Here is a 20,898-nt window from a genome sequence, read left to right as displayed (position 1 = left end):
CTTGTTCTGATTTAAATTTAATCCACTATAAATTGGCATAAAAATATATTGTTAAACTTTTCATCATCAATAAAAAAACCAACCTCTCAAAGGTCGGTTTTTTTTATTTTTCGCAGAAATACGAAATGGCGATTATGAATGCGCTTCCAAATCTGCCAAGATTTGATTCAGGCTATTCCTAACCTCTTCTGCCTTTGCAGCAGGATGACCGTTTGCATCCAAAGAATCACGGCTGAAGCGGTCGACATAAGGCGCAAAGGTATCTTTCAGCTTCATCAGTTTCACCACATCGGAACGGGTGTAACGATCGCCGCCGTAACCGACAACGATACCGTTCTCATGTTGCCACTGGGCAAATTGTGACGGGCTGATTTGCACCAGTTCGCACATTTCGTCCAGCGAGAAATAACGTTTTGCAGGAATAACGGGATTAGCGTTGTTTGTCATAGTAATGCTCCACCATGCCTTTGAGTTTTTGGCTGGCATGGAAAGTGACTACGCGGCGGGCGGTAATCGGTACTTCTTCGCCGGTTTTCGGATTACGGCCGGGACGTTGCGGTTTGTCGCGCAACTGAAAATTACCGAAACCGGAAATTTTGATTTCTTCGCCGCGTGCCAAAGTGCTGCGGATTTCTTCAAAAAAGAGTTCGACGATTTCTTTGGCATCGTTTTTGGTTACATTGCTGACTTTATCTACCAAAATATCGGCCAATTCGGCTTTAGTTAGTGTCATATTATTACCTTCTGTTGTAATAGGTGCAGATTATTACCAATTTCTATTTAAAATTCAAGCGAATATTTATTTTTTAACTGCGAAGTTGCGCTCCCGCAGCAGTTGCCGCGTCAATCAGTTTTCCGATAACCGGCTCGACTGTTTCATCCGTCAGCGTGTTTTCCATATCCTGCAAAATCACCTTAACCGCCATGCTCTTCATCCCTTCAGGCAGGCCCGTACCTCGATACACGTCAAACACGCTGATTTCCTGTACCAACTTGTTTGCCGCGCCGTTCAAGGCGGCCAACAAATCATCATGGGTCATGGTTTCAGGCATCACAAAAGCCAAATCCCTGCGCACCGGCTGAAATTTCGATACTGCCTGATAACGCGTTTTTTCGCGTTCCAATACGGCTGCCATATCGATTTCAAATACCAGCGTTGCTTGCGGCAAGTCGTATTTTTGTAGCCATTTCGGATGCAATTCGCCAACAAAGCCGATGACTTGGCCGTCTGAAACGATATTGGCGGCTCGGCCGGGATGCAGCGCGGGATGTTCGGTTTTGACAAACTCAACCGCTTTGTTTTTCAACAGATTTTCTACATCGGCCTTAATATCGTAAAAATCCGCGTTGCGCGTTTTCTCGCCCCATTGTTCGGGCATCGCCGCACCGTACCACAGGCCACCGATGCGTTCGTTTTGTACAAACTGGCCGTCTGAATCCTTGCTGAACACGCGGGCGATTTCAAACACGCGCACGCGGTTTTGCTTGCGATTTAGATTGTTTTGCAAAATTTCCACCAAACCGCCGATGAGCGTGGAACGCATCACGGCATATTGCGCCGCCAGCGGATTTTGCAGGCGGATGGGGTTGGCGTTGGCGGCAAAGTCGTGTTCCCACTGCTCGTCAACGAAGGCGTAGCTGACCACTTCGCGGTAGCCGCGCGCCGCCATTTCGTTATAAACGGCAAAACGCGGACGGCGTGTTTCGGGCAGCGCCAACATTTTCAGACGACCTGACGTGTAATCGTCGGGGATATTTTCATAGCCGTAAACGCGGCCGATTTCTTCAATCAAATCAGCTTCGATTTCGATGTCGAAACGGAAGCTCGGCGCGGTAACACGGAAGCCTTCCGCCGTTTTTTCAGGTTGCAGGCCCAAGTGCTGCAAAATGGTTTCCACCTGTTCGGCAGGAATGTCCACGCCCAACACGGTTTTCAGACGACCCAAACGCAATTCGACCTGCTTGGCTTCGGGCAATTCACCCTGCGCTTCCACCATTTCGCCTGCCGCACCGCCGCAGATTTGCAAAACCAATTCGCTAGCGCGTTCGATGGCATCGGCCTGCAAACGGTAATCCACGCCGCGCTCAAAGCGGAACGACGAATCCGAACCAAAACCGTATTGGCGCGATTTTCCGGCGATGATTTCAGGCGCAAACCAAGCCGCTTCCAGCACGATATTTTGCGTGTCGTCTGAAACCGCGCTTGCCGCGCCGCCCATCAGTCCCGCCAAACTCAACGCGCCTTTTTCATCAGCGACTACCAGCGTGTTTTCAGACAGAGAGACGGTTTTCTCGTTCAGGCATTCCAGCGTTTCGCCTTCGCGCGCACGGCGGATGTGCAGGCTGCCTGAAAGTTTGTCGGCATCAAAAACATGCATCGGCTGACCAATTTCCAGCATCACATAATTGCCAATGTCCACCAGAGCGGAAATACTGCGGATACCGCTGCGCTCCAAACGCTGCTTCATCCAATCCGGCGTAGCGGCGCGCGCGTTCACGTTTTCAATCACGCGGCTGATAAAGCGGCCGCAATCGGTAGGCGCATCAATCTGCACGGGCTGTTTGCGGCTACCCGTGATTGGCGCGGCATGGATTACAGGCTGCTTGAACGCGCAACCCGTCAGCGCGGATACTTCGCGCGCAATGCCTTTGATGCTCAGGCAGTCGGCACGGTTCGGCGTGATTTTCAGCGTGAACACCGTATCGTCCAAATCCAGATATTCGCGGATGTTTGCACCGACGGGCGCGTCTTGCGGCAAAATGTGCAGACCGTTCACGCCGTCGTCAGGCAGACCGAGTTCATCGGTGGAACACAACATCCCGTTCGACACCACGCCGCGCATCTTGGTCGGCTTGATTTTGAAATTGCCCGGCAACACCGCACCCGGCAACGAACACGGCACTTTGACGCCCGCTTTGACATTCGGCGCACCGCACACAATCTGCACCAACTCACCTGTACCCGCATCGACTTGGGTAACGTTCAAACGGTCGGCATCAGGATGTTTTTCAACGGATTTCACTTCGGCAATCACCACGCCTGTAAACGCAGGCGCGGCAGTCTCGGCTTCTTCCACTTCCAAGCCGGACATGGTTAACAGATGTTCCAGCTTATCGGCGGAAAGTTCGGTATCGGCTTGGGTTTTCAGCCATGAGTAGGAGAATTGCATGTTATGTTCTCAATCAACTAATTAACTTTTTATCAGATTTTATTTTCAGACGACCTGTTTGCTTGGGAGTGTAGGCTGCTTTTTAACTTTGTTAGGGCAGTTTCTTTTAGGCAGCCTGCACAATCATTTCGCAAACTGCTTCAAAAAGTTCAAATCGTTATCGAAAAACAGCCGCAAATCATTCACGTTGTAACGCAACATGGCAAAACGGTCGAGGCCGATGCCGAAGGCGAAACCGGTGTATTTCTCGGGGTCGATATTCACGTTTTTCAATACATTGGGATGCACCATGCCGCAGCCGCCGACTTCCAGCCATTTGCCGTTTTCGCCCATGATGTCGATTTCGGCAGACGGTTCGGTAAACGGGAAGAAAGACGGACGGAAACGTACTTGCAAATCATCGCGTTCAAAAAAGCGGCGGATAAAATCGGTAAACACGGCTTTCAAATCGGCGAAAGTTACACCCTCTTCCACCCACAGACCTTCAGCTTGGTGGAACATAGGCGAGTGCGTAGCATCGCTGTCCACACGGTAAACGCGGCCGGGGGCAATAATGCGGATAGGCGGCTCTTTTTTGTCGAGCATATAGCGGATTTGAATCGGGGAAGTGTGCGTGCGCAAAACATCGCCGTTTTCAACGTAGAACGTATCCTGCATGGCGCGTGCCGGATGGTTTGCGGGAATGTTCAGAGCTTGGAAGTTGTGGAAATCGTCTTCGATTTCCGGGCCGTCTGCCACTTCAAAACCCATGCCGTGAAAGAGTTCGACCACGCGCTGCAAGGTCAGAGTTACGGGATGAAGACCGCCATTTTCCTGCGCGCGTCCGGGCAGGGTAATATCGAGTGCTTCGGCGGCAAGCTGGGCTTGAAGTTTGGCTTCGTTGAGGGCATCGCGTTTATTGTTAAAGGTCGTCTGAAACTGGTTTTTGCACTCATTGATATGCGCACCTATGGTTTTGCGCTCTTCAGGCGACATTTGACCTAAGGTTTTCAGAAGTCCGGTCAATTCGCCGGTTTTACCAAGATAACGGGCTTTGATTTGTTCTAGAGCGTTGAAGTCTTGCGCTGCTTCTACGGCGGCAATGCCTTCTGCAACGATACGGTTTACATTTTCCATAGTGGTTTTATCGTCTGTCGGTTGATGATGGGTCGTCTGAAACAATGAGGCCGCCTGTATGGTTTGGTGTTGCCAAACTTTTCAGACGACCTTTTATCGTTTACGGCCAATCCGTTTGATAGAATCGGCGTATTTTAGCGCAAATCAATTCAAAAAAATAGGCTTTAAAGAAAGAAAATCAATCACATAGACTTTCTTCAAACAAAGAAAAAAGGAAGCCGTAGCTTCCTTTTCAAATTTTTTTGGATTAAGCAGCCAAAGCAGCTTTGGCTTTCTCAACCAATTGTGCAAAAGCGGCTTTATCGAACACAGCCAGATCAGCCAATACTTTGCGGTCGATTTCGATAGAGGCGCGTTTCAGACCGTTCATAAATTTGCTGTAAGACAGACCGTTTTCACGAGCACCTGCATTGATACGGACAATCCACAATTGACGGAATTGGCGTTTGCGTTGACGACGGTCACGGTATGCGTATTGACCGGCTTTCATTACCGCTTGCTTGGCAACGCGGTATACGTTTTTACGACGACCGCGGTAGCCTTTGGCTAACGCGAAGATTTTTTGGTGACGGGCACGAGCGGTTACACCGCGTTTTACGCGTGGCATATTCTAAACTCCTTAAGCGTAGGGTAACATTTTAGCAACAGAAGCCAAATCGCGATCGTTTACCATAGAGGTACCGCGCAGTTGGCGTTTGTTTTTAGTGGTCTTTTTAGTCAAGATGTGGCGTTTGAACGCATGAGCGCGTTTTACACCGCCGTTACCCAGTACTTTGAAGCGTTTTTTCGCGCTAGACTTGGTTTTCATTTTAGGCATGGGAAAACTCCATTCGTTATTAGATAAGGCATCAGGGGGTTTTAAAACATTGGTTTCAAACACTTGAACCCAAAATGCCACGGTTTTTGCCGCCAATCAAAAGCTTACTCCGAAGCGGCAATCGGAGTAAGCTGAAAATTATAACTTTATTTTTTCTTCGGTGCAATCATCATCACCATTTGACGGCCTTCCATTTTAGGGAAGGATTCGATTTGAGCCACTTCCGCCAAATCCTCTTTCACGCGCTCTAAAAGTTGCGCCCCGAGTTGCTGGTGAGCCATTTCACGCCCGCGGAAACGAAGCGTGACTTTGACTTTATCGCCGTCAGCCAAGAAGCGGTTGATGTTGCGCATTTTGATTTGATAATCGCCTTCATCGGTACCCGGACGGAATTTGATTTCCTTAATTTGTACCTGCTTCTGGTTTTTCTTGGCTTCGTCGCGTTTCTTGGCTTGTTGGTATTTATATTTACCGTAATCCATCAGTTTGCACACAGGCGGTTTGGCAGTAGGGGAAATCTCTACCAAATCCACATCCTGCTCTTCGGCCATGGCCAAAGCTTCACGAACCGATACAACACCAAGCTGTTCGCCTGACTCACTGATTAAACGCACTTCTTTAGCGGTAATTTCGCCATTGATTCGTGCTTCGCGTTCTTGAGCGATGATGAATACTCCTATAAAAATTAATGGTTGACGAGGGCGTCTGAGATTTCTTGCTGCAGTTGTGCAATGAAATCATCCAAATCCAAAGAACCCAAGTCTTCTGCTTTGCGGCGCACGGCCACTTTGTTTTCTTGCTTCTCTTTATCGCCGACAACGATTTGATAAGGGAAGCGGTATTGGCTGTTATCACGGATTTTGTAACCGATTTTTTCGTTACGCAAATCCAGCTCTACACGGAAGCCAGCAACCTGCAATTTGGCAGCCACTTCACGGCAGTAATCTGCTTGATTTTCGGTGATATTCATAATCACCATTTGAACCGGCGCCAACCACAATGGGAAAGAACCTGCATGGTTTTCAATCAAAATACCGATAAATCGTTCCAAAGAACCCAAAATGGCGCGGTGCAACATTACCGGACGGGCGCGGTCATTATTTTCGGTTACATATTCTGCATCCAAGCGTTCCGGCAACACAAAATCCAGCTGCAGCGTACCACACTGCCAAGAACGTCCCAATGCGTCTTTGACGTGATATTCGATTTTAGGTCCGTAGAACGCACCTTCACCCGGCAATTCGTCCCATTCCACGCCGCAAGCAGTCAATGCTTCGCGCAAACCTTGTTCTGCCTTATCCCATACGTCGTCTGAACCGGCGCGCTTCTCAGGACGTAGTGAAAGTTTGACGGACACATCATGGAAACCGAATTGCTTGTAAATACGAACCAGCAATTCATTGAATGCCCGCGCTTCGCTGACGATTTGATCTTCGGTACAGAAAATATGCGCATCGTCTTGTACAAAACCGCGGACACGCATCAGTCCATGTAATGCACCGCTCGGCTCGTTGCGATGGCAAGAACCAAATTCTGCTAAACGCATTGGCAAATCGCGGTACGAGCGCAGACCGTTATTGAAAATCTGAACATGTCCCGGGCAGTTCATCGGTTTAACCGCGTATTCGCGCTTTTCCGAACTGGTTACGAACATATTGTCTTTGTAGTTATCCCAGTGACCGGATTTTTCCCAAAAGGTTTTATCCATGATTTGAGGAGTTTTGACTTCCTTGTAACCGGCGGCATTCAGCTCTTTGCGCATATGCTGCTCAATGGTCTGCCACAAAGCCCAACCTTTGGGATGCCAAAACACCATACCCGGTGCTTCGTCCTGCAAGTGGAACAAATCCAGTTGCTTGCCTAATTTGCGGTGGTCACGTTTTTCTGCTTCTTCAATACGCTGGATATAGGCTTTTAATTCGTCTTTTGTCGCCCAAGCGGTGCCGTAAATACGTTGCAGCATTTCATTATTGCTGTCGCCACGCCAGTATGCACCTGCCAGCTTGGTCAGCTTGAAGTTTTTCAGGAAGCGTGTGTTCGGAACGTGCGGACCGCGGCACATATCAACATATTCCTGATGATGATACATACCCATTGCTTCAACTTCGGGCATATCTTCAATCAGGCGCAGTTTATATTCTTCGCCGCGATCTTGGAAAATTTTGATGGTTTCGGCGCGCGGAGTCATGATTTTGATTACATCATAATCCTGAGCAATCAATTCTTTCATACGCGCTTCGATAGCGGCAACATCCTCAGGCGTAAACGGTTTTTCCGTTGCGATATCGTAATAAAAGCCCTCTTCAATGACGGGGCCGATAACCATTTTTGCATTAGGATAGAGCTGCTTGACTGCGTGACCGACAAGGTGGGCGCAAGAGTGACGGATGATTTCAACGCCTTCTTGGTCTTTCGGGGTAATGATTTGGACGGTTGAATCTTCGGTAATCGGATCGCACGCATCGACCAATTTGCCGTTTACCTTACCCGCCACCGTCGCCTTCGCCAAACCTGCTCCGATAGACGCGGCAATCTGTGCCACGGTAACGGGCGATTCGTATTGGCGGACTGAGCCGTCCGGCAAGGTAATGTTCAACATCAAAAAGCTCCAAAACATTAAAAAATAACGGCATAAATGCCGTTTGGGAAATTTGGTAGGCACGATTGGATTCGAACCAACGACCCCCACCATGTCAAGGTGGTGCTCTAACCAACTGAGCTACGTGCCTGTTTAATAGGGTTCGGATTATAGACGATACTTTGACGCAATGGCAAGCATGAAAACAAGGTTTCAGACGACATTGTCGGAACATTGTGATTTTTTTGAAACATTTTCAACAGTGAACATCTCGATACGAATAAGGTCATCTGAAATATTCAAACACCGCTATTGCGATGAAAATCCTTTATAATCGCGTTTTTACCTCAATCGTTTGACTGCACGGCGGCTTCGCACGCCGTTTTCTACATTTATAGATACAACCTATGCTCAAATTTACCTTACATAAAAAAGACGGTCATGCCCGACGCGGCACGCTGGAACTGAACCACGGCAAAATCGAAACACCCGTATTCATGCCGGTTGGCACTTACGGCTCGGTTAAGGCAATGAATCCGCAAAACCTGCACGATATCAAGGCACAAATTATTTTGGGCAACACTTACCATTTATGGCTGCGTCCCGGTTTGGAAGTCATCGAACAATTCGGCGGCCTGCACGATTTTATCGGCTGGGACAAACCGATTTTGACCGACTCGGGCGGTTTTCAGGTTTTTTCGCTCTCCGATATGCGCAAACTCACTGAAGAAGGCTGTACCTTCCAAAGCCCGATCAACGGCGACAGACTCTTCCTCTCGCCCGAAATCTCCATGAAAATCCAAACCGTACTCAATTCCGACATTGTGATGCAGTTGGACGAATGCACACCGGGCGAAGCAACGCACGAACAGGCGCAAAAATCCCTGCAAATGAGCCTGCGTTGGGCAGAACGCAGCAAAAAAGCCTTTGAAGATTTGAAGAACCCGAATGCACTGTTCGGCATCGTGCAAGGCGCGATGTATGAGAATTTGCGCGAAGAATCGCTGCGCGGCTTGGAACAATTCGACTTCCCCGGGCTTGCCATCGGCGGGCTGTCTGTCGGCGAACCCAAACCCGAAATGTACCGCATGTTGCGCGCCGTCGGACCGATGTTGCCCGAACATAAACCGCATTACCTGATGGGCGTCGGCACACCCGAAGACCTCGTTTACGGCGTGGCGCACGGCGTGGACATGTTCGACTGCGTCATGCCCACCCGCAATGCGCGCAACGGCTGGCTGTTCACCCGTTTCGGCGATTTGAAAATCAAAAACGCCAAACACAAGCTCGACAAACGCCCGATAGACGAAAGCTGCACCTGCTACGCCTGCCAAAACTTCAGCCGCGCCTACCTGCACCACCTGCACCGCGCCGGCGAAATCTTGGGCGCGCAACTCAACACCATCCACAACCTGCATTTCTACCAAGTCATCATGGCGGAAATGCGCGAAGCCATCGAGCAAGGGAAATTTGCCGATTGGCAGGCGCAATTCCATGAAAACCGCGCTCGCGGGGTGGATTGAGATTGAACCATGTTTATCGAGGTCGTCTGAAAACGTTATATTCAAGTAAACACCGTTTTCAGACGACCTTGCTGTTATAATGCAAACATTAATTTACATTATTTGAGAGTGCGATATGTTTACCCAAGCAGCCCAAGAATTGACCACCGTCCGCGACATCCTGCGTTTCGCCGTCAGCCGTTTCAACGATGCCGGTTTGTTTTTCGGGCATGGCTCGGACAACGCGCACGACGAAGCCGCCTACCTCATCCTGCACACCCTCAACCTACCGCTGGACACGCTGGAACCTTACCTTGACGCCAAGCTGCTGCAAAGCGAGAAAGAAGAAGTGTTGGCAGTACTGGAACGCCGCGCAGTCGAACACATCCCCGCAGCCTACCTCACACATCAGGCATGGCAAGGCGATTTCGATTTTTATGTTGACGAACGCGTTATCGTACCGCGTTCGTTTATTTACGAACTGCTCGGCGACAGCCTTACCCCATGGATAGAACACCCCGAATTGGTTCACCGCGCATTGGATTTGTGTACCGGCAGCGGCTGCCTCGCCATTCAAATGGCACACCACTACCCCGCCGCTGAAATTGACGCCGTCGATTTGAGCTTGGATGCGCTGGAAGTAGCCGCCATCAACATCGAAGATTATGGATTGGAAGAGCGCATCAACCTGATTCACACCGATTTGTTCGAAGGTTTGGAAGGCACATACGACCTGATCGTTTCCAACCCGCCCTATGTCGATGCCGAATCAGTCGATATGCTGCCAGACGAATACCTGCACGAACCCGAACTCGCCTTGGGCAGCGGCGAAGACGGTTTGGACGCCACCCGTCAAATCCTGCTGCACGCCGCCAAATACCTCAATCCCAAAGGCGTATTGTTGGTCGAAATCGGACACAACCGCGACGTATTGGAAGCCGCCTATCCCGAGCTGCCGTTCACTTGGCTGGAAACCAGCGGCGGCGACGGATTCGTATTCTTGCTGACCCGAGAGCAATTGCTGGGATTGGAATAATCCCTTGCTGATTTTGATACGGCCGAAAATCTTCTGCATATAGGTTTTCGGCCGTATTTTCATGATTGTGCTCGCCCCAAACCACTATAGTGGCTTAACTAAATCAGGACAAGGCGACGAAGCCGCAGACAGTACGGCAAGGCGAGGCAACGCCGTACTGGTTTAAAGTTAATCCACTATATTATTAACGTTGAACATATCCGTTTAATCTGTTTTCAGACGACCTCCCTACACACAAAATCAATATTCCAATCGGAACCATTTCTTATATTTATTGTCTGTATTTAAATAAGCATTCATAAAAATATTATATTTAACCCGCATGACCTGATGGATTATAATGACGAATAACAGCCGGAATATGCTTTATTCAAATATTATCGACTTGACGACTCAACTAAATACCTATTATTTACATCTCCGCCACATCGGAACAACCAGACAATGAACCACTTTTGGACAAACAGCCTGACCGCCTGCATCCTGCTTGGCGCGTCGCTTCAAGCTTCGGCACAAACCCATTCCGTTTATTTCAATCAAAACGGCAAAATTACCGCCACAATGTCATCGGTAGCTTACGTCCGCCAATACACCGTCGAATCCGGCGTAGCGCAAGTGCAGGACTTTTACTATCCGTCCATGAAAAAATATTCCGACCCGTATGAAATACCGGCGGCGCAGATCAAAACCTTCGTTCCCGTCCTCAACAACGGTACTTTGACACTCTGGCATTTCAACGGGCAAAAGAAAATGATCGGCAGCTACCGCAACGGCAAGCCGAACGGCGAATGGACCAACTGGTACCCCAACGGTAAAAAATCGGCAGTCATGCCCTATCTGAACGGCTTGAGCGAAGGCGTCGGCTCACGCTATTACCGCAACGGCACGAAAGAAAGCGAAATCCAGTTCAAACACGACAAGGCAAACGGCTACTGGAAGCAATGGTATCCCAACGGCAGCCCGAAAACCGAAATGACCATGGTCAACGACAAACCGACCGAAATCATGAGTTGGGACGAAAACGGCCGCGCCCTTTCTGAAATTACCATTACCAACGGCAAACGCAACGGCGTTGTCTTGGAATGGTATGACGACGGAGCCAAAAAGTCCGAAACGGTTTACGCCAACGACCAAATAGTGAAAAAGACAAATTGGGATAAAGAAGGTTACGTTATTGAATAACAGAAAAGGGAAACGATATGTTTCCTTTTTTGTTTAAAACATCACTCTCCTTACCGAATCATGCCGGCCTGACAGGGGTCGTCTGAAACCTGCCGTTCCCGATGGCATAGAATTTACATTTAAATATCAACCGCTCCCCTTGTTCCTTTACAGATTTCGTTTAAAATACAACCCAAACAACAACTATTCAAATTACATAAAAATATGCGCTATTACGGTACGATTACACGCTGGAATGACAACCGCCAATTTGGAGCCATCCGCGAAGAAAGCATGGGTACAGAAGTGTTCGCCCCGCTTTCCGCCTTTACCACACTGACACGTCCGCCTGCCGAAGGCCAACGCGTCTCATTCGACATTGTCAAAGGCAGACGCGGACGCGACGAAGCCGAAAATATCTGCTTCTCCCTTGACTGTGTCGATGAATTCGACTTTTTCGACACCGAACCTGAGCCGTATAAAAAAACCTTTTCCAAGCTCTTGCTGATTATCCCCATCATCGCCCTGCTTGCCGCCGGCGGATGGTTCGGCCGGGATTACTGGCAGAAATACCAGCAACAGGCACAAGCGGCAGCGGCCGCACCGCCGAAGACGATGGTGGAAGAAGTTGCAGCCAAAATAAAAGCCGAACGCGAAGAGTGGTTGGATGCGGTCAACAGCCGTGGTCGTACAAATGCTAAACATAAATCTACGGACACCCAAAAATCTGATCACTCCTCTGTCTCTTCAACATCAAAAAACGAATTCAAATGCGATGGTCGTCAATATTGTTCCCAAATGACTTCCTTAAGTGAGGCAGAATTCTTCGTTAAATTCTGTCCGAATACCAAAATGGACGGTGATCATGACGGCATTCCATGTGAAAACGACAGCCGTTGGCATTAACCTATCTCTTCTCTGCGCAAAAGGTCGTCTGAAAACCCAAATCCAAGGTTTTCAGACGACCTTTCACCTTAGCCCTGTTTCAACACCCCAAATTCTTTTAAAATACCGCCTGATTTGAATTTAACCGAAAGACCGATCTTCATGAACCTACATCAAACCGTCGAACGCGAAGCCACCGCCGCCTTTGCCGCCGCAGGCATCGCCGACAGCCCCGTTGTTTTGCAGCCGACCAAAAACGCCGAACACGGCGATTTCCAAATCAACGGCGTGATGGGTGCGGCGAAAAAAGCCAAACAAAATCCGCGCGAATTGGCGCAAAAGGTCGTCGAAGCATTGGCGGACAACGCCGTGATTGAAAGCGCGGAAGTGGCCGGCCCCGGCTTTATCAACCTGCGTCTGCGCCCCGAATTTCTCGCCCAGAACATTCATGCGGCTTTGAATGACACGCGTTTCGGCATAGCGGAAACCGACAAACCGCAAACCGTCGTCATCGACTATTCCTCGCCCAATCTGGCAAAGGAAATGCACGTCGGCCATCTGCGTTCCAGCATCATCGGCGACAGCATTTCGCGCGTATTGGAATTTATGGGCAACACCGTCATCCGCCAAAACCACGTCGGCGACTGGGGTACGCAATTCGGCATGTTGGTTGCTTATTTGGTTGAGCAGCAAAAAGATAATGCCGCGTTTGAGTTGGCGGATTTGGAGCAGTTTTACCGCGCCGCCAAAGTGCGCTTTGACGAAGACCCCGCCTTTGCCGACACCGCGCGCGAATACGTTGTGAAGCTGCAAGGCGGCGATGAAACCGTGTTGGCGTTGTGGAAACAGTTTGTCGATATTTCGCTCTCGCACGCCCAAGCCGTTTACGACACGCTGGGCTTGAAGCTGCGCCCCGAAGACGTGGCGGGCGAATCGAAATACAACGACGATTTGCAGCCCGTGGTCGATGATTTGGTTCAAAAAGGTCTGGCGGTCGAAGACGACGGCGCGAAAGTCGTGTTCTTGGACGAGTTTAAAAACAAAGAAGGCGAACCCGCCGCATTTATCGTGCAAAAACAAGGTGGCGGCTTCCTCTACGCCTCCACCGATTTGGCGTGCCTGCGCTACCGCATAGGCCGTCTGAAAGCCGACCGCCTGCTGTACGTCGTCGATCACCGCCAAGCCCTGCACTTCGAACAACTTTTCACCACTTCCCGCAAAGCAGGCTATCTGCCGGAAAATGCAAAAGCCGAGTTTATCGGCTTCGGCACCATGATGGGCAAAGACGGCAAACCGTTCAAAACGCGCAGTGGCGACACCGTAAAACTGGTTGACCTGCTGACCGAAGCCGTCGAACGCGCCATCGCTTTGGTGAAAGAAAAAAATCCCGAATTGGGCGCAGACGAAGCGGCGAAAATCGGCAAAACCGTCGGCATCGGCGCAGTCAAATATGCCGACTTGAGCAAAAACCGCACCAGCGATTATGTGTTCGACTGGGACGCCATGCTCTCGTTTGAAGGCAACACCGCCCCCTACCTGCAATACGCTTACACCCGCGTGCAAAGCGTGTTCCGCAAAGCCGGCGAATGGGACGCGACCGCGTCAACCGTTTTGACCGAACCGCTGGAAAAACAGCTTGCCGCCGAGCTTCTGAAATTCGAAGACGTGCTGCAAAGCGTGGCGGACACGGCATATCCGCACTACCTCGCCGCCTACCTCTACCAAACCGCCACCCTGTTCAGCCGCTTCTACGAAGCCTGCCCGATACTCAAAGCCGAAGGTGCAACCCGCAACAGCCGCCTACAACTGGCAAAGCTCACCGGCGACACGCTGAAACAAGGCTTGGATTTGCTGGGCATTGACGTGTTGGATGTGATGTAAGGCATTTTCCATAAGCAAAGGTCGTCTGAAAACGGATTTTCAGACGACCTTTTTCTCTTCTTTGCCCCTTACGCTATACTGTCGGAAATATTTTCAATTCCGACAATTCTTTATGCCCGATTTTCTCCCCGTTCCGCCCGCCGAACTGTGGCAGGCGACGCTTGAACACCTCCGCCTCTCCCTGATTGCCCTGCTTTGCGCCGTCGCGCTGGCCGTGCCGCTGGCCGTGTGGCTGGCGGACAAACGGCGTTGGGCGGAAGGTGTTTTGCAGGTAACCAATATCCTGCAAACCATTCCGTCCCTCGCCCTACTCGGCTTGCTGATTCCCTTTGTCGGTATCGGTTCGCCGCCGGTTTTGATTGCGCTGACGCTCTATGCCCTATTGCCGATTTTTCAAAACACCTATCTTGGTTTGAGCCAAATCGATCCCGCCATCAAAGAAGCGCACACCGCGTTCGGCTTGTCCCGTTGGCAGGCGTTGTGGCGCATTGAATTGCCGATGGCGCTGCCCGCCATGATTTCCGGCATCCGCACCGCGTCCGTATTGATTATCGGCACGGCGACACTCGCCGCGCTTATCGGCGCAGGCGGCTTGGGCAACCTGATTTTGCTCGGCATCGACCGCAACAACATGGCGATGACGTTTACCGGCGCGCTGTTGTCCGCCCTGCTCGCCGTATTGGTCAGCGGCGGCATCGGCATACTGCAAAAGTCCAAACACAAAATGCCGATTACCGCCGCCCTGCTTGCCATCCTTATCGCCATCGGTTTGGCACCGATTTTTCAAACGAACCCATCCGCACAAAAAATCACCATCGCAGGCAAGCTCGGCAGCGAACCCGACATCCTCATCAATATGTACAAACAGTTGATTGAAGAAAATAATCCGCGCGCGCAAGTGATGCTTAAACCCAATTTCGGCAAAACTTCATTTCTGTTTAATGCCTTAAACAGCGGCGAAATTGATATTTATCCCGAATTTACCGGTACCGTCCTTGAAAGTCTGGTCAAAGTCCCTGCCGAACAGCAAAACCGCCGCCTTTCGCCCGAACAGACTTACCAAACCGCCAAAGACCTGCTTGTCCGACAACACCGGCTGACCTTTCTGCCGCCGATGGCATACCAAAACACCTACGCCCTCGCCGTCAGCCAAGACTACGCCGCCGCGCACAACCTGCACAAAATCTCCGACCTCAAACGCGTGCAAAACCAAATCCGCGCCGGCTTTACCCTCGAATTTACCGACCGCGCCGACGGCTACAAGGGTCTGCAACAACACGGCATACAGTTTAACCACCTCTCGACGCTCGAACCCGCCCTGCGCTACACCGCCCTGCTAAACGGCAAAATCGACCTCGTCGAAGCCTATTCCACCGACAGCGACCTCAAACAATACCGCCTCGCCGTCCTTTCAGACGACATCGCCCTTTTTCCCTCCTACCAAGGCGCGCCGCTGATGAAAACCGAGTTTGCCGAACAGCATCCCGACGTCGTGAATGCATTGAACAAACTGGCAGGCAGAATCAGCGAAGCCGAAATGACCGAAATGAACTACCGCGTGAAAGTGGGCGGAGAAAAACCGGCGGACGTAGCGCGGGATTATTTACAGAAAAACGGTTTGATAAACGATAAGGGCAAATGATTCAGGTCGTCTGAAAAACGGTTTTCATTTTGTTGAAACAGATTTTCAGACGACCTCTCAAGTTGCAACACGCTCCCGATTAGACTATAGTGGGTTCTCGATCAACATAAACATCAAGGAAATAAACCATGAGCGGTAAATTAGACCAAATCAGCGGTAATGTAAAAGAGAAAGCCGGAGAACTCTTAGACGATCCCAAACTCCAAGCAGAAGGCGTGATCCAACAAGGCATCGGCAAAGTCAAAGAAGTTGCCGCCGACATTGAGGAAAAAGCAAGCGACGTATTGAAAAAAGGCAAAGAAGAAGCAGAACATCTGGTTAGCGAGGCAAAAGAAAAAGCCGAAAACCTGATTGACGACATCAAAAGCAAGTTCTAATCCCCTCTTGTCTTAAACTATGTCAAAAGGCCGTTTGAAACACGATTTCAGACGGCCTTTATTTCAGACAGCGCAGCCACCCTAAAATTGCCTGTTCACCACAATCAAGCTTTCAGACGACCCCGCCGGATAAGTTGGACAGATGAATCCAATGTTTTAACGGCCTTGTCGAATCCCGACTCAAGATACGCATCGCTCAACCCTCAACAGGAGAAGCACCATGCCTTCCGCCAAGCTCATCCAAAAGCTCAAACCCGCCTTACAAAACCCGCTTCCGCCCGAACAAGACGGCATCTTGTTGTGCCTCGACTCCGACAACGTAACGGGCGACAACGCCAAATACATGAACATGTACAACCGCCTCGCCCGTTGGTACGATTTCGGCGAACGCTGGATAGCCCGCCTCAGATACGGCAACAGCATCAACGAGACACGGCGCAGCCTGATGGACGAACTGGAATGGCGGCAGGATTGCACCGCGCTCTACGTCTCCATCGGCACAGGTACCGATTTAAACCACCTGCCCGCCGACATCGACCCCGCCGCGCTGGATTTAACCGGCGCCGACCTATCGCTCGGCATGTTGGAACGCTGCCGCAACGTATGGCGGAAAAAAGCGGCAGGCTTGGATTTGGTACACTGCAACGCCGAAGACTTACCCTTTGCCGACAATATGTTCGACGTCGTATTCCATGTGGGCGGCATCAATTTTTTCAGCGACAAGCAAAGAGCCATCAACGAAATGCTGCGCGTCGCCAAGCCCGGCACCAAAATCATGATTGCAGACGAAACCACCGACTTCATCCAACAACAATACAAAAAAAGCCTATTCACGCGGAACTACTTCCAAGACACCGATTTCGATCTGACACAAATCGAAAACTGCATCCCCGAAACCGTGCAGGAAAAGAAAACGCGGCTGCTGTGGAACAACCGCTTTTACTGCATTACCTTCCGCAAACCTGTTTGATACAGCCGCCGCATTTGCTTTTTCAGACGACCTCGAAATCTGAAAAGGTCGTCTGAAAAATAAAAAGCAGCCTGCACTCGTTACAAAAAAGTGCAGGCTGCTTTTACGCTCTCAGGTAGCCTTTCAGACGACCTTAATGCAGATTCGCTTTAAAGAACTGCTCAAACTTATCAAACGGAATCTTGCCTCGGGTGTTGTCATACAAATCCGTGTGGTTCGCACCCGGCACGATGTACAGCTCTTTGTTTTGGCTGCCCAGCGATTTGAACGCGTCTTCGCTGAAATAGCGTGAGTGTGCTTTTTCGCCGTGAACGATTAAGGCGGGGGCTTTCAACTCGCCTGCGCGTTGCAGAATCGGCATGTTGATGAACGCCAGCGGGGTGGTTTGCGACCATGCGCCGTTGGAATTGACGGAGCGTGGGTGGTAGCCGCGTTGGGTTTTGTAGAAGCCCGAATATTCGCGTACAAACTGCGGGGTGTCGGTGGTCAATTTGTCTTGCGAAGGCAGGTGGTTGTCGGGGCTGCCGTGCGACGGCGTGCCGTTTTCCGCGTCTGCCCAGCGTTGGGTGTTCATGCCCTGTTTGGCTTGGTAGCGCGCTTCGGCAGTTTGCGCGGGGGCGCGGTCGTAGCCGCCTTGTGCGTTCTGCTTCATGTTGATTTCGTAGCCGTTGGCCATCACGCGGGTCATGTCGTACATGGTGCTGGTGGCGACGGCTTTGATACGGGTATCGCCCACAGCGGCGTTCAACGCCATGCCGCTCCAGCCGCAAATGCCCAAGATGCCTATTTGTTCGCGGTTCACGAAGTTTTGCAGGCCGAGGAAATCAACGGCAGCGGAAAAGTCTTCGGTATTGATTTTGGGCGATGCGATATTGCGCGGCTCGCCGCCCGATTCGCCGGTGAACGAACCGTCAAACGCCAAGGTTACAAAACCGCGTTCTGCCATCGCTTGGGCATATAGACCGCTGGATTGCTCCTTCACCGCACCGAACGCGCCGGCCACCGCAATTGCGGGCAGTTTCTGGCCTGAACGGATGTTTTTCGGCACATACAAATCACCAACCAATGTGATGCCGTAGCGGTTTTTGAATGTTACTTTGTGGTGTTCCACTTTATTGGACCGGGGGAAAATTTTGTCCCATTCTTGGGTAAGCTGCATAGTTTGAACTCCTTTCATCGGGGTAATGGACACGTCTGCCAGCGCAGGGCCGGACAAAGTCAATGCAACGGCGGCTGCGGCAGCAGTTTTCAGGAATGATTTTTTAGCTTGATTTTTCATGGGGTTGCTCCGTTATTTGCTTATCGAATGAGTGCATTATAGGGATGGACTGTTTGGCAAACAATGAATAAAATCTGAATTGTTAATTCTAGAATATGGAACAATTAAGGTGCAGGCTGCCTGAAAAGGTTTTCAGACGACCTGAACCAATCCCTTGAAAATCAAAATGGACAAACTCAACGCCCTAAAATACTTCTGCTCCGCCGCCGAGACCCTGCAATTCCGCGAAACCGCGCTGCGCCTGTCCGTTTCGCCGCAGGTGGTAACGCGTGTGATTGCCGAATTGGAACAACACCTCGGCGAACAGCTTTTTACCCGCAACACACGCAATATCCACCTGACCGAGTTTGGCGCAGCCTTCCTGCCGCGCGCCCAGCAGCTCCTTGCCGACAGCGAAAACCTGTTTTCTGCCGCCAAAGAAAAAGACGAGATACGCGGCATCGTCCGCATTACCGTACCGCAGTGGAGCGATAACGGCCGCATACTCGCCCGCCTGCTGGAAAAATGCGCCGACTATCCCGAACTTTATATCGATTGGCGCAGCAATGACGCCAAACTTAACACGGTGGAAAACCAACTCGACATCGGCATCCGCATCGGGACACAGGCAGAAGATTTGATGATTGTCCGCAAAATCTGCGACACCACCGACAAAATCGTCGCCTCCCCCGCCTATCTCGCCCGCCACGGCACGCCGCAAAACCTAGACGAATTAACCGGCCGTTTCCCCGCATCGTCGCTCATTAACGCCAACACCAACCGCCCGTGGGGCTGGCCGCTCAACGCAGAAATGCACGTTTTTCCAAAAAACATCCGTTTCATCACAGACGACCCTGCCAACGAACTCGCCGCCGCACTGGCAGGCAGCGTTGCCGCCTATATCCCGGAACATCTGTGCCTAATCCACCTGCAAAACGGCGAACTGCTAGAACTCTTTCCCGAAATCCCGCGCCGCTCGTGGCAACTCTACATCTACCGCCCGCAACGCACAGTAACTTCCGGGCGCGTATTAAAGGTGTTCGACTGGCTGACGGAGGTGTTGCGGGAAATGTATGATAAAGAGGCTGCCTGATAACCAAGAAGGCTCAAGCGACATTTATAGTGGCTTAACTTTAAACCGACGGCGTTACCTCGCCTTAGTTCAAAGAGAACGATTCCTCTAAGGTGCTGAAGCACCAAAGTGAATCGGTTCTGTACTGTCTGTACTGTGCGGCTTCGTCCGCCTTGTCCTGATTTAAAGTTAATCCACTATATTGTCTGTTTCCGCTTACTTTCAGGTCGTCTGAAAGCCGAATTTATAAACTCAAACATCAGCATATCCCTACCTGATACGGCTCATGCTGAAACCCGATACTTCAGACAGATTTAACGTCTTTATCGGGCCTCAACCCAAGCTGCGCTTACCGATTTGAATCGGCTATACTACCGCCTTTCCTTAAAACACACATCACAATATGAGTACCAAAAAATTTCCCGTCCCCCTCAGCTATTTCAGCATGCCGTTGGGGCTTTTCGCGCTCGGTTTGTCGTGGCGTTACGGCGCGCATATCGGGCTTTTGCCGACTTGGGCTGCGGAAACGCTGTTAGCTGCCGCCTTTGCGCTTTGGCTGCTGCTGGTCATTGCCTACATCATCAAAATCCGTTTTTTCCGCCCCGAATTTTTGCAGGATTTGCAGGATTTGGTGCAATGCTGTTTCATCAGTGCGATTCCGATTACCACGATGCTGGCGGGTTTGGCAGCCTCACCCTATCAAACGCTACTGGCAAAAGGGTTGATTTTGCTGGGAACGGCGGGACAGTTAGCATTTGCCATGTACCGTGCAGGCGGCTTGTGGCGCGGCGTCCATACCCTTGATGCCACCACGCCGATTGTTTACCTGCCCACCGTTGCCACCAATTTTGTCAGCGCGACCGCAATGGCGGCATTGGGTTTATCGGATTACGCTTGGCTGTTTTTGGGCGCGGGACTGTTTTCATGGCTTAGCTTGGAAGCCGCCATATTGAGCCGTTTGCGCACCGGTACACCCGTCAACGCCCCTGTGCGCGGTATTGTCGGCATTCAACTTGCGCCCGCTTTTGTCGGCTGTGGCACCTATTTTGCCGTATCGGGCGGGCACATCGATACCTTCTCGCTGCTTTTAATCGGCTACGGCTGCCTGCAATTCCTGTTGCTGCTGCGCCTTCTGCCTTGGATGCTGGAACAGGGTTTCAGCCCCAGCTTTTGGGGTTTCTCATTCGGTTTGGCGGCAATGACAGGCTGCGGCTTCCATTTGATCGCCGAACAGCGTTTACTGTTTTTAGGCTATTTCCTCGCCACCGCAGGCTCCGGCTTGGTGATGTTACTGTTGCTGGCGACTTTGAATTTAGCGAGACAGGGACGGTTGTGGGTGAAATGAAAAATCGTGCGGCTTAAAGGCGTGATAAAACGAACATGGCCTTAGGTCGTCTGAAAACTATAGTGGATTAAATTTAAATCAGGACAAG

The 20,898-nt window shown here is 50.8% G+C and carries 19 protein-coding genes and 1 tRNA gene; 10 read left to right on the top strand and 10 right to left on the bottom strand.

Features of this window, described 5'->3' with window-relative positions:
* Positions 1-132: 132 nt before the first annotated feature.
* The 9 genes from HMPREF2726_RS11325 to HMPREF2726_RS11285 form a co-directional block, all read right to left on the bottom strand.
* Positions 133-447: a hypothetical protein gene (locus HMPREF2726_RS11325; RefSeq protein WP_009312106.1), complete on the bottom strand. Its 315-nt coding sequence runs from the start codon at positions 445-447 to the stop codon at positions 133-135.
* On the bottom strand, positions 431-733 hold the full coding sequence (locus HMPREF2726_RS11320; protein ID WP_003675494.1) for an integration host factor subunit alpha: 303 nt from the start codon (positions 731-733) through the stop codon (positions 431-433). The genes HMPREF2726_RS11325 and HMPREF2726_RS11320 overlap by 17 nt, the downstream gene beginning before the upstream one ends.
* A 73-nt stretch (positions 734-806) precedes the next feature.
* Complete coding sequence (gene pheT, locus HMPREF2726_RS11315; RefSeq protein WP_009312107.1) at positions 807-3,170, bottom strand: phenylalanine--tRNA ligase subunit beta; 2,364 nt, start codon at positions 3,168-3,170, stop codon at positions 807-809.
* A gap of 123 nt (positions 3,171-3,293) precedes the next feature.
* Positions 3,294-4,286, bottom strand: a complete 993-nt coding sequence (gene pheS / locus HMPREF2726_RS11310; protein ID WP_036529398.1) for a phenylalanine--tRNA ligase subunit alpha — start codon at positions 4,284-4,286, stop codon at positions 3,294-3,296.
* Positions 4,287-4,533: 247 nt separating this feature from the next.
* Positions 4,534-4,893 (bottom strand): 50S ribosomal protein L20, encoded by a 360-nt coding sequence (gene rplT, locus HMPREF2726_RS11305; protein ID WP_002214103.1) that lies wholly within the window; start codon positions 4,891-4,893, stop codon positions 4,534-4,536.
* Between the two features lie 12 nt (positions 4,894-4,905).
* Positions 4,906-5,103, bottom strand: a complete 198-nt coding sequence (gene rpmI / locus HMPREF2726_RS11300; protein ID WP_002232040.1) for a 50S ribosomal protein L35 — start codon at positions 5,101-5,103, stop codon at positions 4,906-4,908.
* 146 nt (positions 5,104-5,249) lie between these two features.
* Positions 5,250-5,771, bottom strand: coding sequence for a translation initiation factor IF-3 (gene infC, locus HMPREF2726_RS11295; RefSeq protein WP_074895063.1), 522 nt, complete (start codon positions 5,769-5,771; stop codon positions 5,250-5,252).
* 17 nt (positions 5,772-5,788) lie between these two features.
* Complete coding sequence (thrS, locus tag HMPREF2726_RS11290) at positions 5,789-7,702, bottom strand: threonine--tRNA ligase (protein WP_009312109.1); 1,914 nt, start codon at positions 7,700-7,702, stop codon at positions 5,789-5,791.
* Positions 7,703-7,755: 53 nt separating this feature from the next.
* Positions 7,756-7,832 (bottom strand) — tRNA-Val (locus HMPREF2726_RS11285).
* 256 nt (positions 7,833-8,088) lie between these two features.
* Between HMPREF2726_RS11285 and tgt the strand changes: the two genes are divergently transcribed.
* From tgt to HMPREF2726_RS11245, 8 genes are all read left to right on the top strand, one after another.
* On the top strand, positions 8,089-9,204 hold the full coding sequence (tgt, locus tag HMPREF2726_RS11280; protein ID WP_009312110.1) for a tRNA guanosine(34) transglycosylase Tgt: 1,116 nt from the start codon (positions 8,089-8,091) through the stop codon (positions 9,202-9,204).
* A gap of 115 nt (positions 9,205-9,319) precedes the next feature.
* On the top strand, positions 9,320-10,219 hold the full coding sequence (prmB, locus tag HMPREF2726_RS11275; protein ID WP_009312111.1) for a 50S ribosomal protein L3 N(5)-glutamine methyltransferase: 900 nt from the start codon (positions 9,320-9,322) through the stop codon (positions 10,217-10,219).
* A 444-nt stretch (positions 10,220-10,663) separates the two neighbouring features.
* Complete coding sequence (locus HMPREF2726_RS11270; RefSeq protein WP_003757777.1) at positions 10,664-11,401, top strand: toxin-antitoxin system YwqK family antitoxin; 738 nt, start codon at positions 10,664-10,666, stop codon at positions 11,399-11,401.
* Positions 11,402-11,605: 204 nt separating this feature from the next.
* Entirely contained in the window at positions 11,606-12,286 is a 681-nt protein-coding gene (locus HMPREF2726_RS11265) for an excalibur calcium-binding domain-containing protein (protein ID WP_070603413.1), read from the top strand.
* A 141-nt stretch (positions 12,287-12,427) separates the two neighbouring features.
* Positions 12,428-14,146, top strand: coding sequence for an arginine--tRNA ligase (gene argS / locus HMPREF2726_RS11260; RefSeq protein WP_070603410.1), 1,719 nt, complete (start codon positions 12,428-12,430; stop codon positions 14,144-14,146).
* Between the two features lie 112 nt (positions 14,147-14,258).
* Positions 14,259-15,788: an ABC transporter permease/substrate-binding protein gene (locus tag HMPREF2726_RS11255; protein ID WP_070603407.1), complete on the top strand. Its 1,530-nt coding sequence runs from the start codon at positions 14,259-14,261 to the stop codon at positions 15,786-15,788.
* A 128-nt stretch (positions 15,789-15,916) separates the two neighbouring features.
* A complete protein-coding gene (locus HMPREF2726_RS11250; RefSeq protein WP_009312114.1) occupies positions 15,917-16,165 on the top strand; it encodes a CsbD family protein in 249 nt (82 codons plus the stop codon).
* Between the two features lie 220 nt (positions 16,166-16,385).
* On the top strand, positions 16,386-17,135 hold the full coding sequence (locus HMPREF2726_RS11245; RefSeq protein WP_009312115.1) for a class I SAM-dependent methyltransferase: 750 nt from the start codon (positions 16,386-16,388) through the stop codon (positions 17,133-17,135).
* A 133-nt stretch (positions 17,136-17,268) separates the two neighbouring features.
* Here HMPREF2726_RS11245 and HMPREF2726_RS11240 read toward each other — a convergent pair whose 3' ends face one another.
* A complete protein-coding gene (locus HMPREF2726_RS11240) occupies positions 17,269-18,414 on the bottom strand; it encodes an alpha/beta hydrolase (protein ID WP_070603403.1) in 1,146 nt (381 codons plus the stop codon).
* 154 nt (positions 18,415-18,568) lie between these two features.
* On the opposite strand from HMPREF2726_RS11240, the gene HMPREF2726_RS11235 reads away from it, so the two are divergent.
* Both HMPREF2726_RS11235 and tehA read left to right on the top strand, forming a co-directional pair.
* Positions 18,569-19,486, top strand: coding sequence for a LysR family transcriptional regulator (locus HMPREF2726_RS11235; protein ID WP_246827892.1), 918 nt, complete (start codon positions 18,569-18,571; stop codon positions 19,484-19,486).
* Positions 19,487-19,868: 382 nt separating this feature from the next.
* A complete protein-coding gene (gene tehA, locus HMPREF2726_RS11230; RefSeq protein WP_009312118.1) occupies positions 19,869-20,810 on the top strand; it encodes a dicarboxylate transporter/tellurite-resistance protein TehA in 942 nt (313 codons plus the stop codon).
* Positions 20,811-20,898: the final 88 nt, after the last annotated feature.

Source organism: Neisseria sp. HMSC074B07 (genome assembly GCF_001810355.1).
GTDB lineage: Bacteria > Pseudomonadota > Gammaproteobacteria > Burkholderiales > Neisseriaceae > Neisseria.
The sequence above is the reverse complement of the archived record's forward strand: the minus strand, read 5'-3'. Positions and strand labels throughout refer to the sequence as shown.

Excerpts from the sequence above, each read along its gene's own strand:
- HMPREF2726_RS11320 (WP_003675494.1), bottom strand. The coding sequence starts at position 733 with ATGACACTAACTAAAGCCGAATTGGCCGATATTTTGGTAGATAAAGTC.
- HMPREF2726_RS11240 (WP_070603403.1), bottom strand. The coding sequence starts at position 18,414 with ATGAAAAATCAAGCTAAAAAATCATTCCTGAAAACTGCTGCCGCAGCC.
- prmB (WP_009312111.1), top strand. The coding sequence starts at position 9,320 with ATGTTTACCCAAGCAGCCCAAGAATTGACCACCGTCCGCGACATCCTG.
- HMPREF2726_RS11255 (WP_070603407.1), top strand. The coding sequence starts at position 14,259 with ATGCCCGATTTTCTCCCCGTTCCGCCCGCCGAACTGTGGCAGGCGACG.
- thrS (WP_009312109.1), bottom strand. The coding sequence starts at position 7,702 with ATGTTGAACATTACCTTGCCGGACGGCTCAGTCCGCCAATACGAATCG.
- HMPREF2726_RS11325 (WP_009312106.1), bottom strand. The coding sequence starts at position 447 with ATGACAAACAACGCTAATCCCGTTATTCCTGCAAAACGTTATTTCTCG.
- HMPREF2726_RS11250 (WP_009312114.1), top strand. The coding sequence starts at position 15,917 with ATGAGCGGTAAATTAGACCAAATCAGCGGTAATGTAAAAGAGAAAGCC.
- pheT (WP_009312107.1), bottom strand. The coding sequence starts at position 3,170 with ATGCAATTCTCCTACTCATGGCTGAAAACCCAAGCCGATACCGAACTT.
- tehA (WP_009312118.1), top strand. The coding sequence starts at position 19,869 with ATGAGTACCAAAAAATTTCCCGTCCCCCTCAGCTATTTCAGCATGCCG.
- HMPREF2726_RS11270 (WP_003757777.1), top strand. The coding sequence starts at position 10,664 with ATGAACCACTTTTGGACAAACAGCCTGACCGCCTGCATCCTGCTTGGC.
- HMPREF2726_RS11265 (WP_070603413.1), top strand. The coding sequence starts at position 11,606 with ATGCGCTATTACGGTACGATTACACGCTGGAATGACAACCGCCAATTT.
- rplT (WP_002214103.1), bottom strand. The coding sequence starts at position 4,893 with ATGCCACGCGTAAAACGCGGTGTAACCGCTCGTGCCCGTCACCAAAAA.
- argS (WP_070603410.1), top strand. The coding sequence starts at position 12,428 with ATGAACCTACATCAAACCGTCGAACGCGAAGCCACCGCCGCCTTTGCC.
- pheS (WP_036529398.1), bottom strand. The coding sequence starts at position 4,286 with ATGGAAAATGTAAACCGTATCGTTGCAGAAGGCATTGCCGCCGTAGAA.
- rpmI (WP_002232040.1), bottom strand. The coding sequence starts at position 5,103 with ATGCCTAAAATGAAAACCAAGTCTAGCGCGAAAAAACGCTTCAAAGTA.
- HMPREF2726_RS11245 (WP_009312115.1), top strand. The coding sequence starts at position 16,386 with ATGCCTTCCGCCAAGCTCATCCAAAAGCTCAAACCCGCCTTACAAAAC.
- tgt (WP_009312110.1), top strand. The coding sequence starts at position 8,089 with ATGCTCAAATTTACCTTACATAAAAAAGACGGTCATGCCCGACGCGGC.